The organism is Stenotrophomonas sp. 93052_Sma, assembly GCF_056481145.1.
In genome coordinates this window covers 3420538-3435485 of sequence record NZ_CM151134.1, presented here as the reverse complement: position 1 = coordinate 3435485, position 14948 = coordinate 3420538, and the positions used below count along the sequence as shown (strand labels likewise).

Annotated in this window: 9 protein-coding genes, 2 tRNA genes and 1 pseudogene; all 12 read left to right on the top strand. The window is 64.8% G+C overall.

From position 1 onward, the window contains the following. Window positions 1–5: 5 nt before the first annotated feature. The 12 genes and pseudogenes from nuoL (at window position 6) to pnp (ending at window position 14935) form a co-directional block, all read left to right on the top strand. Window positions 6–2165, top strand: a complete 2160-nt coding sequence (gene nuoL, locus ACZK2V_RS16225) for an NADH-quinone oxidoreductase subunit L (protein WP_201116912.1) — start codon at window positions 6–8, stop codon at window positions 2163–2165. Window positions 2166–2188: 23 nt separating this feature from the next. Then, complete coding sequence (locus tag ACZK2V_RS16220) at window positions 2189–3697, top strand: NADH-quinone oxidoreductase subunit M (protein WP_005410452.1); 1509 nt, start codon at window positions 2189–2191, stop codon at window positions 3695–3697. A 15-nt stretch (window positions 3698–3712) separates the two neighbouring features. Further along, window positions 3713–5173 carry an NADH-quinone oxidoreductase subunit NuoN gene (gene nuoN, locus ACZK2V_RS16215; RefSeq protein WP_049462729.1) on the top strand — a complete coding sequence of 487 codons (1461 nt, stop codon included), beginning with the start codon at window positions 3713–3715 and terminating at the stop codon, window positions 5171–5173. Between the two features lie 129 nt (window positions 5174–5302). Continuing rightward, a tRNA-Met gene (locus tag ACZK2V_RS16210) sits at window positions 5303–5379 on the top strand. A gap of 82 nt (window positions 5380–5461) precedes the next feature. Further along, window positions 5462–5538 (top strand) — tRNA-Met (locus ACZK2V_RS16205). Window positions 5539–5906: 368 nt separating this feature from the next. Then, the gene (gene rimP, locus ACZK2V_RS16200) at window positions 5907–6497 is read left to right on the top strand and encodes a ribosome maturation factor RimP (protein ID WP_005410450.1); all 591 of its coding nucleotides are present in this window, start codon (window positions 5907–5909) and stop codon (window positions 6495–6497) included. 4 nt (window positions 6498–6501) lie between these two features. Then, window positions 6502–8011 (top strand): annotated as a pseudogene (gene nusA / locus ACZK2V_RS16195) (transcription termination factor NusA). 92 nt (window positions 8012–8103) lie between these two features. Further along, window positions 8104–10749 carry a translation initiation factor IF-2 gene (gene infB / locus ACZK2V_RS16190; protein ID WP_032128650.1) on the top strand — a complete coding sequence of 882 codons (2646 nt, stop codon included), beginning with the start codon at window positions 8104–8106 and terminating at the stop codon, window positions 10747–10749. Between the two features lie 92 nt (window positions 10750–10841). Then, on the top strand, window positions 10842–11225 hold the full coding sequence (rbfA, locus tag ACZK2V_RS16185) for a 30S ribosome-binding factor RbfA (RefSeq protein WP_005410447.1): 384 nt from the start codon (window positions 10842–10844) through the stop codon (window positions 11223–11225). A gap of 107 nt (window positions 11226–11332) precedes the next feature. Next, a complete protein-coding gene (gene truB, locus ACZK2V_RS16180; RefSeq protein WP_201116910.1) occupies window positions 11333–12241 on the top strand; it encodes a tRNA pseudouridine(55) synthase TruB in 909 nt (302 codons plus the stop codon). A 173-nt stretch (window positions 12242–12414) separates the two neighbouring features. Next, complete coding sequence (gene rpsO, locus ACZK2V_RS16175) at window positions 12415–12675, top strand: 30S ribosomal protein S15 (RefSeq protein WP_005410445.1); 261 nt, start codon at window positions 12415–12417, stop codon at window positions 12673–12675. 151 nt (window positions 12676–12826) lie between these two features. After that, a complete protein-coding gene (gene pnp, locus ACZK2V_RS16170) occupies window positions 12827–14935 on the top strand; it encodes a polyribonucleotide nucleotidyltransferase (protein ID WP_032128652.1) in 2109 nt (702 codons plus the stop codon). Window positions 14936–14948 lie beyond the last annotated feature (13 nt).

Below are 14948 nucleotides of genomic sequence, written 5' to 3'. Positions count from 1 at the left end.
CACAGATGGAAATCACTCTCTCCAAGAGTCTGTTGATCGCAGTGGTGCTTGCACCGCTGTTCGGCAGCATCATCGCCGGCCTGTTCGGTCGCCAGGTCAAGCGCTTCGGCGCGCAGACCATCACCATCCTCGGCGTCGCGGTTGCCTGCGGCCTGTCGATGTACACGCTCTACCAGTTGCTGTGGGGCGGCGCGCAGCCGTTCAACCAGAACATCTACACGTTCTTCGAAGTCGGCCAGTACTCGGCCCACGTCGGTTTCATGGTCGACAAGCTGACCGCGATGATGATGGTGGTGGTGACCTTCGTGTCGCTGCTGGTCCACATCTACACGATCGGCTACATGCAGGACGATCCGGGCTACCAGCGGTTCTTCAGCTACATCTCGCTGTTCACCTTCTCGATGCTCACCCTGGTGATGAGCAACAACTTCCTGCAGCTGTTCTTCGGCTGGGAAGCGGTGGGCCTGGTGTCGTACCTGCTGATCGGCTTCTGGTTCAAGCGCCCGACCGCGATCTTCGCCAACATGAAGGCGTTCCTGGTCAACCGCGTCGGTGACTTCGGCTTCCTGCTGGGTATCGCCGGCGTGCTGTGGGTGTTCGGCACCCTGGACTACTCGCAGGTGTTCTCGCAGGCCGGCATGCTGGCTGACCCGCGCGCCCAGCTGCAGATCTGGGACGGCACGATCCTGGGCATGCAGCTGCTGAACGAGCCGGTGATCTGGTCGATCGCCACCGTCATCTGCATCTGCCTGTTCATCGGCGCCATGGGCAAGTCGGCCCAGGTCCCGCTGCACGTGTGGCTGCCGGACTCGATGGAAGGCCCGACCCCGATCTCGGCACTGATCCACGCCGCGACGATGGTGACCGCCGGTATCTTCATGGTCACCCGCATGTCGCCGCTGTTCGAGCTGTCGCAGACGGCGCTGAACTTCGTGCTGTTCATCGGTGCCACCACCGCGTTCTTCACCGGCCTGATCGGCATCGTGCAGAACGACATCAAGCGCGTCGTCGCGTACTCCACGCTGTCGCAGCTGGGCTACATGACGGTTGCACTGGGCGTGTCGGCGTACTCGGCCGCCGTGTTCCACCTGATGACCCACGCTTTCTTCAAGGCGCTGCTGTTCCTGGGTGCCGGCTCGGTCATCATCGCGATGCACCACGAGCAGGACATGCGCAAGATGGGCGGCCTGCGCAAGTACATGCCGATCACCTTCGTCACCATGTGGATCGGTACCCTGGCCCTGGTCGGTACGCCGTTCTTCTCCGGCTTCTACTCGAAGGACACCATCATCGAGGCGGCCGAGATCCACGCCCACATGCAGAACAGCTGGGTGGCCACCTATGGCTACTGGGCGGTGCTGGGTGGCGTGCTGGTGACCAGCTTCTACAGCTTCCGCCTGCTGTTCATGACCTTCCACGGCAAGGAGCGTTTCCGCGACGCGCACGACGATCATGGCCACGGCCATGACGATCACCACGCCGCCGATGCCCACCATGGCGATGCCCATGACGACCACGGCCATGGCCACGGTCCGCATGAGCCGCATGAAACCCCGTGGGTGGTGACCCTGCCGCTGATCCTGCTGGCCATCCCGTCGATCGCCATCGGTTTCTTCAGCATCGGTCCGATGCTGCACGGCACCGACTGGGCCGGCAACCATGCGCACGAGGCGATCAAGGGCCAGGCGCAGACGTTCTTCACCGGCATCGTCGACTTCTACGATCCGGCCAAGAACACCGTCGCGTTCCTGGGTGAAGAGTTCCATGGCCCGGTCGCGTTCGCGCTGCACGGCATGATGCTGCCGCCGTTCTGGCTGACCCTGGCGGGCTTCCTGCTGGCTGCACTGTTCTACCTGTGGAAGCCGGACCTCTCGGGCAAGGCGCGCAAGACCTTCGCCCCGCTGGTGTCGGTGCTGGAAAACAAGTACGGCTTCGACAAGCTGTGGATCGATGGCTTTGCCGGTGGCAGCGTCAAGCTGGGCAAGGTCTCGCGCTGGATCGACAGCAACATCGTCGACGGCGTGGTCAATCTCTCGGCACGTGTTGTGGACGTTGCAGCCGGCGTGCTGCGTCGTACCCAATCCGGTTTCCTCTATCACTACGCCTTCGCGATGATCATCGGCCTGATTGCCCTGCTGGGCGTGCTGATGCATTACCTGCGTTGATGACCTGTACGGAATAAGAAGACGTGTCGAACTGGCCTCTACTCAGTGTCCTCATCTGGCTGCCGATCATCGGTGGCGCCCTGATCCTTGCGATCCGTGATGCACAGACTGCCCGCTGGGCGTCGCTGGGCGTCGCGGTGCTCACCTTCGTTGCAAGCCTCTCGCTGCTGAGCGGCTACAACGCGGGCATCGACGGCCTGCAGTTCGTCGAGACCCATGCCTGGATCCCGGCGTACAAGATCGGCTACAACCTGGGCGTGGACGGCATTGCCGTGGCGCTGATCCTGCTGACCACCCTGGTCAGCGTGCTTGCCCTGATCGGCGCCTGGAGCGCCATCGACAAGCGCGTCAACCAGTACGTGGCGGCCTTCCTGATCCTGGAAGGCGTCACCGTCGGCATCTTCGCCGCGACGGACGCGATGCTGTTCTACGTGTTCTTCGAAGCCATGCTGATCCCGATGTTCCTGATCATCGGTGTCTGGGGTGGCCCGCGCCGCATCTACGCAGCATTGAAGTTCTTCCTGTACACCTTCCTCGGCTCGGTGCTGATGCTGGTGGCGCTGATCTACCTGTACATGAAGGGCGGCAGCTTCCAGCTGGCCGACCTGTACGCGCTGCCGCTGTCGGCCAAGGAACAGACCTGGATCTTCTTTGCCTTCCTGATCGCCTTCGCGGTCAAGGTGCCGATGTTCCCGGTCCACACCTGGCTGCCGGACGCCCACGTGGAAGCGCCGACCGCCGGTTCGGTGATCCTGGCCGCCATCGCCCTGAAGATCGGTGGCTACGGCTTCCTGCGCTTCAACCTGCCGATCGTCCCGGACGCGTCGCAGGAATGGGCCTGGCTGGTGATCGCGCTGTCGCTGATCGCGGTGATCTACGTCGGCCTGGTCGCCCTGGTGCAGGACGACATGAAGAAGCTGATCGCCTATTCGTCGATCGCGCACATGGGCTTCGTCACCCTGGGCACCTTCATCGCCCTGTGGCTGGTGCGTGAAGCCGGCAACGCCGATGCTGCCCGCCTGGGCCTGCAGGGCGCCATGGTGCAGATGATCTCGCACGGCTTCGTGTCCGGTGCGATGTTCTCCTGTGTCGGCGTGCTGTACGACCGCATGCACAGCCGCCGCATCGCCGATTACGGCGGCGTGGTCAACGTGATGCCGTGGTTCGCCACCTTCGCCATGCTGTTCTTCATGGCCAATGCGGGCCTGCCGGGCACCAGCGGTTTCGTCGGCGAGTTCATGGTCATCCTGTCGGCCTTCCAGCGTAATCCGTGGATCGCACTGGGCGCGGCCACCACCCTGATCATCGGCGCCGCCTACACCCTGTGGCTGTACAAGCGCATCTTCTTCGGCGAAGTGGCCAACAGCCACGTGGCCGAACTGAAGGACATCAACGGCCGCGAATGGCTGGTGCTGGGCGTGTTCGCCATCGGCGTGCTGGCCCTGGGCATCTACCCCAAGCCGCTGACCGACCTGATGGAGCCCTCGATCGCGAAGCTGGCGATGCAGATCGCATCCAGCAAGCTGCTGTAATTCCAGGATTTGATGATGACCACCTCGCCGCTGCTGCCATTGACCGCCGCTGACCTGCCACCGCTCGCTCCCGAGCTGGTGCTGATCGGCAGCGCCTTCGCCCTGATGATCCTCGACCTGTTCGTCAGCAACCGGAACAAGATCGTCACCCACCTGTTCTCGCTCGCTGCGCTGGCCGTGGTGCTGTTCATGCTGGCCACCGGCGTGGGCGGGCAGGGCGAGGTCTTCCATGGCATGTTCGTGCGCGATACCGCCGCGGACGTGATGAAGACCGGGATCGTGCTGCTCAGCGGCCTGACCCTGGTCTACGGCTGGCGCTACCTGCGTGACCGCAACCTGTTCCAGGGCGAGATCCCGGTGCTGATCCTGTTCGGCACCGCCGGCATGATGATCCTGGTCTCGGCGGGCAGCCTGCTGATGGTCTACCTGGGCCTGGAACTGCTGGCGCTGTGCTCCTACGCACTGGTTGCCAGCAACCGTGAGAACGGTCTGGCCTCGGAAGCGGCGATGAAGTACATCGTGCTGGGTTCGCTGGCCTCGGGCCTGCTGCTGTACGGCATGTCGCTGATCTACGGCGCCACCGGCAGCCTGCACCTGGACATCATCCGTGACGCCATCCCGCATTCGGAAGAGCGCGTGCTGCTGATCACCGGTGCGGTGTTCATGATCGCCGGCGTCGCCTTCAAGCTGGGTGCCGCACCGTTCCACATGTGGCTGCCGGACGTGTACCAGGGTGCCCCGGCACCGATCGCACTGTTCATCAGCTCGGCGCCGAAGCTGGCCGCCTTCGGCATGGCCTACCGCCTGCTGGAAATGGGCGTGGGTCCGCTGTCGACCGAACTGCAGCTGCTGATCGCCGGCTTGGCCGCGGTCTCGCTGGTCATCGGCAACCTGATGGCCATCGCGCAGAGCAACCTCAAGCGCATGCTGGCATTCTCCACCGTCTCGCACATCGGCTTCCTGCTGATGGGCATCGCCGGTGGTGGCGCGCAGGGCTATGCCGCCGCGCTGTTCTACGCACTGGCCTACGCCATCATGTCCACCGCCGCCTTCGGCGCGATCATCGCGCTGTCGCGTGCCGGTTTCGAAGCCGAGAACATCGAGGACTTCAAGGGCCTCAATGCCCGCAACCCGTGGATGGCCGGCCTGGTGCTGTGCATCATGGCGTCGCTGGCCGGCATTCCGCCGTTCCTGGGCTTCTGGACCAAGCTGGCGGTGCTGGGCGCGGCCGTCAACGGGGGCCTGCTGTGGCTGGCCATCCTCGGCGTGCTGTGTGCCGTGGTCGGCTGCTTCTACTACCTGCGCGTCATCAAGGTCATGTACTTCGATGAGCCGGTGGGCGAGGCCATGCCGCGCAGCAACGACCGCGTGCTGGGCCTGGTGCTGGGCGTGAACGCGCTGGCGCTGCTGGCGCTGGGCCTGGCCTGGAACCCGATCATGGTTTGGTGCCAGCAGGCATTTGCGCATCTTGCATAAAAGTTGACACAAAGCTGCGCGATTCGTGTAATATGCGCAGCCTGAGTTGTCACTGCAGCGGTTCAGCCAGAACATCGTTGCGGTAGCCCTCCTCGAAAGAGAGCAGGGCAGCAGTTCAAACACTTCCGGTGCGGGGTGGAGCAGTCTGGCAGCTCGTCGGGCTCATAACCCGAAGGTCGCAGGTTCAAATCCTGCCCCCGCTACCAACTTCAGATCGGCGCCAACCGGTTTGATGAATGAGGGAAGGCTTGCATGTTTTGAAGCATTCACTCATAATTCCGCTTCTGATGCGGGGTGGAGCAGTCTGGCAGCTCGTCGGGCTCATAACCCGAAGGTCGCAGGTTCAAATCCTGCCCCCGCTACCAAGTAAAGAGATCGCCTTCGAAGTCCTGCTTCGAAGGCGTTTTTCTTTGGGTGGCTGCGTCGTTTCTGCGTGATCGGGGTCAGCTCCCTTTTCCGCGGGAAAGAGGGGCTGACCCCAGGTCCGCACCTTGCACCAGCGCGGTGCAGCCGCTATCATCAGCGGCCTAGCAGTACCCCCTGAAGGCGGCCTCCCGGCGGGAGTCCGGACCCGGAAGGAGGGCCGCAACCGGCAGGCACTGCAGGTTGCAACCGGAATCCAGTCACCGGAGTCTTTCCGGAAAAGGGGCCCAGCGGGCCCTTTGTCGTTTCCGGGGCGTCATGTTTTCACGCCGGCCAAGGCCGGCACCCAACCAAGAGATCAAGGCAGGCTGTGAGCGACAAGGCAACCGACATCGCGAATCTGCTCGCCCCGACCGTTGTGTCGCTGGGCCTGGAGCTGCTGGGCGTTGAGTATCTGCCGGCCCCCGGCGGTGCGACCCTGCGCCTTTACATCGACGTGCCGCTGGCTGAACAGCCCGAGCGCATCATCAATGTCGACGACTGCGAGCGGGTCAGCCGCGAAGTGTCGGCGCAGCTGGACGTCGAAGACCCGATCAGCGGCAATTACACGCTGGAAGTGTCCTCGCCGGGCGTGGATCGCCCGCTGTTCAACCTGGAGCAGTTCGCTCGCCACCAGGGTGAATCGGCCAAGGTCACGCTGAAGCTGCCGCAGGACAACCGTCGTCGCCTGCAGGGCCGTATCGAAGCGACCGACGAGGCCGCAGGCACCATCACCTTCATCGTCGACAAGACCGAAGTGGTGGTGTCGGCCGACAACATCGACAAGGCACGGATCATGCCCGACTGGGTGGCGCTGGGGCTGGCCCCGAGCAAGCCGACCGGTCCGGCACCGAAGCGTCCGAAGCCGAACACGAATTCTTCTTCCAACGAGCCGGCGGCAAAGAAGCCGCGCGCGGAGTGAGCCAATGAGCAAGGAACTGTTGCTGGTAGTCGACGCGGTCGCCAACGAGAAGGGCGTGCCGCGTGAAGTGATCTTCGATGCCATCGAGGCCGCCCTGGCCTCGGCAGCGAAGAAGCGCTATCCCGACGAGGAAGTGCTGACCCGCGTGGTCATCGACCATAAGGATGGCAGCTACGAAACCTTCCGTCGCTGGGAAGTGGTGGCCGATGACGTGGTCATGGAATCGCCGGACCGCCAGATCCGCCTGATGGACGCCGTCGATGAAGCCGAAGGCGTGGACGTCGGCGACTACATCGAAGAGCAGATCGAGAACCCGGACTTCGGCCGCATTGCCGCCCAGGCCGCCAAGCAGGTCATCGTCCAGCGCGTGCGCGAAGCCGAGCGCCAGCAGGTCGTGGATGCATGGAAGGATCGCGTGGGTGAGCTGATCACCGGTGTGGTCAAGCGCGCCGAGCGCGGCAACATCTATGTCGACCTCGGTGGCAACGCCGAAGGCTTCATCCCGAAGGACAAGGGCATTCCGCGCGACGTGCTGCGCGCCGGTGACCGCGTGCGCGGCTACCTGGCCGAAGTCCGTTCGGAACCGCGTGGCCCGCAGCTGTTCATCAGCCGCGCCGCCCCGGAATTCATGATCGAGCTGTTCAAGCTGGAAGTGCCGGAAGTCGGCCAGGGCCTGGTGGAAATCAAGGCCTGCGCCCGCGATCCGGGCGACCGCGCCAAGATCGCCGTGCTCGCCCACGACCAGCGCACCGATCCGATCGGTGCCTGCATCGGCATGCGCGGTTCGCGCGTGCAGGCCGTGTCCAACGAGCTCAATGGCGAGCGCGTGGACATCGTGCTGTGGAACGACAACCCGGCCAACTTCGTCATCAACGCGATGGCGCCGGCCGAAGTGCAGTCGATCATCGTCGATGAAGACAAGCACTCGATGGACCTGGCCGTTGCCGAAGACCGCCTGGCCCAGGCGATCGGCAAGGGCGGCCAGAACGTGCGCCTGGCCAGCCGCCTGACCGGCTGGCAGCTCAACGTGATGACCCAGGACCAGGTCACCGCCAAGTCGGAGGCCGAGCAGGCTTCGGCCCGCCAGCTGTTCATGGACAAGCTGGAAGTGGACGAGGAAATCGCCGGCATCCTGGTGAGCGAAGGCTTCGGCACCGTCGAGGAAATCGCATATGTCCCGGTCGGCGAACTGCTGGCCGTGGAAGGTTTCGACGAAGACATCGTCGAAGAGCTGCGCGCTCGTGCCCGCGATGCGCTGCTCAATGAGGCCCTGGCAGTCGAGGAAGGCCTTGAAGACGGCCAGCCGGCGCAGGATCTGCTGTCCCTGAAGGGCATGGACGAAGCCACCGCGTATGCGCTGGCCGGCCACGGCGTGCGCACCAGTGAGGACCTGTCCGACCTGGCCGCCGACGAGGTCATGGACTTCGGCATCGAAGGGCTGGATCAGGCGCGCCGCTGCGCTGATCCTGGCCGCACGTGCCGAGGAGATCGCCCGACTGGAACGCGGCGAATGAGCCGGCAATGAACAGGGCCCTGAGCCGCTCAGGGCGTAGAATCCGCGCCACCTCCAGATGCGGGGGGGCGCCCACAAGATCATAGGATCCGAATGTCGCAGCAAACCACCATCCGCAAGCTTGCCGAACTGGTCAACACGCCGGTCGAAAAACTGCTGGAACAGCTGGCCGGTGCCGGCATGAAGTTCAGCGGTCCCGACCAGGTCGTGACCAGCACCGAGAAGGTGAAGCTCCTGGGCTTCCTTCGTCGTTCGCACGGCAAGCCCGAGCAGGCCCCGGAAGAAACTGATCAGTCCGCAAAGAAGATCACGCTCAACCGCCGGAAACAGCAGGAAGTGACGGTCAGTTCCGGTCGCAGCAAGACGACCGTGAATGTCGAGGTGCGCCAGAAGCGTACCTACGTCAAGGATGGTGCTCGCGCCATGACGCCGGACGAAGAGCGCGCCGACATCCTGCGCAAGCTGGAAGAGTCGCGTGCGCGCAACCTTGCCGAACAGCAGGCCCTGGCCGAGAAGGATCGTCTGCGCGACGAAGCCATCGTCCGTGCCCGTGAGGAAGAGGTTGCGGCCAAGGAACGCGCAGAGGCCGAGAAGAAGGCCGCCGAGGAAGCTGCGGCCGCCGCCAAGGCTGCCGAGGCTCTGGCTGCCAGCAAGCCCAAGCGCGCTCCGATCGATGAAACCGCGCCGCGCCCGCCGCGTGCTCCGGCCGCCGCTCCGGCTGCGCCGCGCAGCGCTCCGCCGCCGCCGCGCAACGACGACCGCAACAACCGCAGCGCGCCGCGCAACGAGCGTGGCCCGGGCGACCGTTTCGCCGGCCAGATGCACCTGTCGGCTGCCGACCGCGCGCGTCGTGGCAACAGCAACAACAGCAACACCCGTGGTCGTCCGGGCGGGCGTAACCAGGCCGGTGGCCGTCGCGACATGTCGCGCGGTGGCAACAATGCAGGTCCGCACGCCTTCGAGCGTCCGACCGCGCCGGTGGTGCGTGAAGTGGCGATCGGCGACACGATCACCGTGGCCGACCTGGCGCAGAAGCTCGCGCTGAAGGGCGGTGAGGTGGTCAAGGCGCTGTTCAAGATGGGCGTGATGGCCACCATCACCCAGTCCATCGACCATGACACCGCCGCGCTGGTGACCGAAGAACTCGGCCACAAGGCGATCCGTGCCAACGACAACGACGCCGAAGACGCACTGCTGGCCTCGACCGGTGAAAACCAGGGCGAAGCCACCCAGCGTCCGCCGGTGGTCACCATCATGGGCCACGTCGACCACGGCAAGACCTCGCTGCTGGATTACATCCGCCGCACCAAGGTCGCCACCGGCGAAGCCGGCGGCATCACCCAGCACATCGGTGCCTACCACGTGGATACGCCGAAGGGCGTGATCAGCTTCCTGGATACCCCGGGCCACGCGGCATTCACCTCGATGCGTGCGCGCGGCGCCAAGCTGACCGACATCGTGGTGCTGGTCGTGGCCGCCGATGACGGCGTCATGCCGCAGACCAAGGAAGCGATCCAGCACGCCCGTTCGGCGGGTGTGCCGCTGATCGTGGCGATCAACAAGATCGACAAGTCCGACGCCGACCCGATGCGGGTCAAGAACGAACTGCTGTCCGAGCAGGTCGTGGCCGAAGACTTCGGTGGTGACACCCAGATGGTGGAGATCTCGGCCAAGACCGGCCTGGGCATCGACGACCTGCTGGACGCCATCTCGATCCAGGCCGAACTGCTGGAACTGAAGGCCGTCGACGAAGGCCGCGCTTCGGGCGTGGTGATCGAATCGTCGCTGGACAAGGGCCGTGGCCCGGTCGCCACCGTGCTGGTGCAGCAGGGCCGCCTGAAGAAGGGCGACTACCTGGTGTGCGGCATCCAGTACGGCCGCGTGCGTGCGCTGTTCGACGAAACCGGCAAGCAGCCGGAGTTCGCCGGCCCGTCCATCCCGGTGCAGGTCCTGGGCCTGTCCGGCGTGCCGGAAGCGGGTGATGACTTCGTGGTCGTCGAGGACGAGCGCCTGGCCAAGGACGTTGCCCAGCAGCGTGAGACCAAGCGCCGTGAATCGCGCCTGGTCGCCACCGCCGGCAGCCGCATGGAAGACATCATGGCGACCCTGGGCAAGGGCGAGGGCCAGCAGGTCCTCAACCTGGTCATCAAGGCCGACGTGCAGGGTTCGGTGCAGGCCCTGAGCCAGGCACTGGTCGCGCTGTCCAACGAAGACATCCGCATCAACGTGATCCACTCCGGCGTGGGCGGCATCACCGAATCGGACGCCAACTCGGCGGCCGCTTCGAAGGCCACCGTCATCGGCTTCAACGTGCGTGCGGACGCTTCGGCCCGTCGCATCATCGAATCCAACGGCGTCGATCTGCGTTACTTCTCGATCATCTATGACGTGATCGATCAGGTGAAGCAGGTGGCTTCCGGTCTGCTGGGCGTGGAGATCCGCGAAGAGATCATCGGTATCGCCGAGGTCCGCGACGTTTTCCGCAGCTCCAAGCTGGGCGCCGTGGCCGGCTCGATGGTCATCGAGGGCGTGGTCAAGCGCAACAAGCCGATCCGCGTGCTGCGCGACAGCGTGGTGATCTTCGAGGGCGAGCTGGAATCGCTGCGTCGCTTCAAGGAGAACGTCGAGGAAGTCCGCAACGGTACCGAATGCGGTATCGCGGTGAAGGCCTACAACGACGTCAAGCCGGGTGACCAGATCGAGTGCTTCGAGCGTATCGAAGTGCCGCGCACCCTGTAATGCTGCAAGGTGGCCCGACCAACGGTCGGGCCCCACCATGGACCTGTAGCGCCCGACCGTTGGTCGGGCGACAACTGAACCAAGAGCTCCTCGTGCCCAAGACTTTCCATCGAACCGACCGTGTCTCCGCCCAGCTGCGCCGTGAACTCGGCACCCTGGTGCACAACGCCGTGCGCGAGCACGGGTTGCCCTCGGTGAGCGTGTCCGACGTGGAAATCACCCGCGACATGGCCCATGCCAAGGTATTCGTCACTGCGCTGATGCCGGAACGTTCGGCTGAAGCCGTGGCCGGCCTGAAGGAGCTGGGCTATCGCCTGCGCATGGACCTGGCCCGTGCGATGAAGCTGCGCCACGTGCCGGAGCTGCATTTCCACTACGACGACTCGGTCGACCGTGGTGAACACATCGACAACATCCTGCGCGACCTGCCCGATACGCTGGCCGCCGAGAAGCGTCGCGAGAGCGACGAAGAATAACCGCGCGACGCCGGGCATGCCCGGCGTTGTTGCATTCCGGCTGCGCGATGTCTGATGCAGACCGCGCTGCAGCAGTCGAGCATGGCTCGACTCTACAAAATCCTGTCATGACCCGAATTCAGTTCCGCCGCCTGGATGGCATCCTGCTGCTCGACAAGTCGACCGGCATGAGCTCCAACGCCGCCCTGCAGGTGGCCCGTCGCCTGTTCCGTGCCGAAAAGGGGGGCCATACCGGCAGCCTCGATCCGCTGGCCACCGGCCTGCTGCCGCTGTGCTTCGGCGAGGCGACCAAGATTGCCGGACTGTTGCTCGGCTCGGCCAAGGCCTACGACGCCGAGATCATGCTGGGCCAGACCACCGACACCGATGACTCCGAAGGCCAGGTGTTGCTGCAGCGCCCGGTGCCGGCGATCAGTGCCGAGGCCCTGCAGGCGGCGCTGGTGCCGCTGACCGGCAACATCCGCCAGCGTGCCCCGATCTATTCGGCGCTGAAGCAGGGTGGGGAGCCGCTGTATGTGAAGGCCCGCCGCGGTGACGTCATCGAAGCGCCGGAACGCGAGGTGCAGGTGCATGCCATCGAGGTACTGGAGCAGCAGCCGGAACGGCTGCGGCTGCGCGTGACCTGTGGTTCCGGCACCTATATCCGCAGCCTGGCCCGCGACCTCGGCGAAAGCCTGGGCTGTGGCGCCCACATCAGCGCGCTGCGCCGGCTGTGGGTCGAGCCGTTCCGCGAGCCTGCCATGGTCACGCTGGATCAACTGCGGGCGATGGTCGAGGCGGGCGACGAGGCCGGCATGGACGCGCTGCTGCTGCCGCTGGCGGCCGGCCTGGCTGAATACCCGCGGGTCGACCTCGATGCCGACCAGGCCCACCGCTTCTGCGTCGGCCAGCGCCAGCGCGACCTGTCCTGGCCGCATGGCCTGGTGGCCGTGTTTGGCCCGGACGATGCTGTCCAGGGCCTGGGCCAGGTCGATGACAGTGGCCTGCTGGCCCCGCAGCGTCGTTTCAACCTCTGACCTGGGCCGGGCGGTTCAGCCCCGGTCCTTGTCCCGGAAGCCCCCGACCGTTACAATTTCGCGGCCGTTTTCCGGCAGCCTGCCTCGCGCAGGTTTCATCCTCGTAGTCCACGGCGAGCCTGGCGGTGCGCGAAGCGCGTTCCTGCCGGCCACGCATCACAGAGAAAAAAGAAATGTCGATCGACACCCAGAAGGTCATTGAAGACAACAAGCGCAGCTCGGCTGACACCGGCTCCCCGGAAGTCCAGGTTGCACTGCTGACCGCCCGCATCGAACTGCTGACCGGCCACTTCAAGACCCACAAGAAGGACCACCACAGCCGCCGCGGCCTGCTGCAGATGGTCAACCGCCGTCGCAGCCTGCTCGACTACCTGAAGAAGAAGGACGTCGAGCGTTACAAGGCCCTGATCGAGAAGCTTGGCCTGCGTCGCTAAGCAACGAATCCCCCGCGGCGCAGCGATGCGCCGCGGTTTTGTTTTGTAGCACCGCAATCCCCGATTCAGGCCGGAACGATCCGGCCACCCGCTGGCGGCAAGGGTCGCCGACGGTCCAAATTCGCAGACAGCATCCCCAAGGACACCCTCCGTGGCAAAAATCACCAAAACCTTCCAGTACGGCAAGCACACCGTCACGCTCGAGACCGGCGAAGTCGCCCGTCAGGCCAGCGGCGCCGTCATCGTCAAGATGGACGACACCGTACTGCTGGTCACCGCCGTCGCCGCCAAGAGCGCGCGCGAAGGCCAGGACTTCTTCCCGCTGACCGTCGATTATCAGGAAAAGTTCTACGCCGGCGGCCGTATCCCGGGTGGTTTCTTCAAGCGTGAAGGCCGTGCGACCGAGAAGGAAACCCTGATCTCGCGCCTGATCGACCGTCCGATCCGTCCGCTGTTCCCGGAAGACTACAAGAACGAAGTGCAGATCATCGCCACGGTCATGTCGCTGAACCCGGACGTGGACGGTGACATCCCGGCCCTGATCGGCGCCTCGGCTGCCCTGGCCCTGGCCGGCACCCCGTTCATGGGTCCGATCGGCGCTGCCAAGGTCGGCTACAAGAACGGCGAGTACATCCTGAACCCGACCGTCAGCGAACTGGCTGACTCGCAGTTGGAACTGGTTGTCGCCGGTACCTCCAACGCCGTGCTGATGGTCGAATCCGAAGCCGCGCTGCTGTCCGAAGAAGTGATGCTGGGCGCCGTGACCTTCGGTCACCGCGAAATGCAGAAGGTCATCAACGCGATCAACGAGCTGACCGTCGAAGCCGGCACCAAGCCGTCGACCTGGGAAGCCCCGGCCAAGAACGACGCGCTGATCTCCGCCCTGAAGGAAGCCATCGGCCCGCGCCTGGGCGAAGCCTTCCAGGTGCGTGACAAACTGCAGCGCCGTGACGCCATCTCGGCGATCAAGAAGGACGTGGTCGAAACCCTGGCTGGCCGCGTGGCCGCCGAAGGCTGGAACCCGGCCGAGCTGTCGAAGGAATTCGGCGAGCTGGAATACCGCACCATGCGTGACTCGGTGCTGGACACCAAGGTCCGCATCGACGGCCGTGCGCTGGACACCGTCCGCCCGATCGCCGTGAAGACCGGCGTGCTGCCGCGTACCCACGGTTCCTCGCTGTTCACCCGCGGCGAAACCCAGGCCATCGTGACCATCACCCTGGGCACCGCCCGTGACGGCCAGGTCATCGACGCCGTCGCCGGTGAGTACAAGGAAAACTTCCTGTTCCACTACAACTTCCCTCCGTTCTCGGTGGGTGAGTGCGGCCGCATGATGGGCCCGAAGCGCCGCGAAATCGGCCACGGTCGCCTGGCCAAGCGCGGCGTGCTGGCTGTCATGCCGTCGCTGGAAGCCTTCCCGTACACCATCCGCGTCGTCTCGGAAATCACCGAGTCGAACGGTTCCTCGTCGATGGCATCGGTCTGCGGTTCGTCGCTGGCCCTGATGGACGCCGGCGTGCCGGTGAAGGCGCCGGTTGCCGGTATCGCCATGGGTCTGGTCAAGGAAGGCGAGCGCTTCGTCGTCCTGTCCGACATCCTGGGTGACGAAGATCACCTGGGCGACATGGACTTCAAGGTGGCCGGTACCGCTGAGGGCATCTCCGCCCTGCAGATGGACATCAAGATCGAAGGCATCACCGAAGAGATCATGAAGCAGGCCCTGCAGCAGGCCAAGGCTGGCCGTCTGCACATCCTGGGCGAAATGGCCCACGGCCTGACCGCTCCGCGTGAAGAGCTGTCGGACTACGCGCCGCGCCTGCTGACCATCAAGATCCACCCGGACAAGATCCGCGAAGTGATCGGCAAGGGTGGCTCGACCATCCAGGCCATCACCAAGGAAACCGGCACCCAGATCGACATCCAGGACGACGGCACCATCGTCATCGCTTCGGTCAACGCCATCGCTGCCCAGGCCGCCAAGGCCCGCATCGAGCAGATCACCTCGGACGTCGAGCCGGGCCGCATCTACGAAGGCAAGGTCGCCAAGATCATGGACTTCGGCGCGTTCGTCACGATCCTGCCGGGCAAGGACGGTCTGGTCCACGTGTCGCAGATCTCCAGCGATCGCGTCGAGAAGGTCGGCGACGTGCTGAAGGAAGGCGATGTGGTCAAGGTCAAGGTGCTGGAAGTCGACAAGCAGGGCCGTATCCGCCTGTCGATGAAGGCCGTGGAAGAAGGCGACGCCGTCAGCGCCGAGTAATCGACCTCCGGTC

Bases quoted from the DNA above. Each gene is read 5' to 3' on its own strand.
- nuoL (WP_201116912.1), top strand. From the start codon at position 6: ATGGAAATCACTCTCTCCAAGAGTCTGTTGATCGCAGTGGTGCTTGCA.
- nuoN (WP_049462729.1), top strand. From the start codon at position 3,713: ATGACCACCTCGCCGCTGCTGCCATTGACCGCCGCTGACCTGCCACCG.
- infB (WP_032128650.1), top strand. From the start codon at position 8,104: ATGTCGCAGCAAACCACCATCCGCAAGCTTGCCGAACTGGTCAACACG.
- truB (WP_201116910.1), top strand. From the start codon at position 11,333: ATGACCCGAATTCAGTTCCGCCGCCTGGATGGCATCCTGCTGCTCGAC.
- rpsO (WP_005410445.1), top strand. From the start codon at position 12,415: ATGTCGATCGACACCCAGAAGGTCATTGAAGACAACAAGCGCAGCTCG.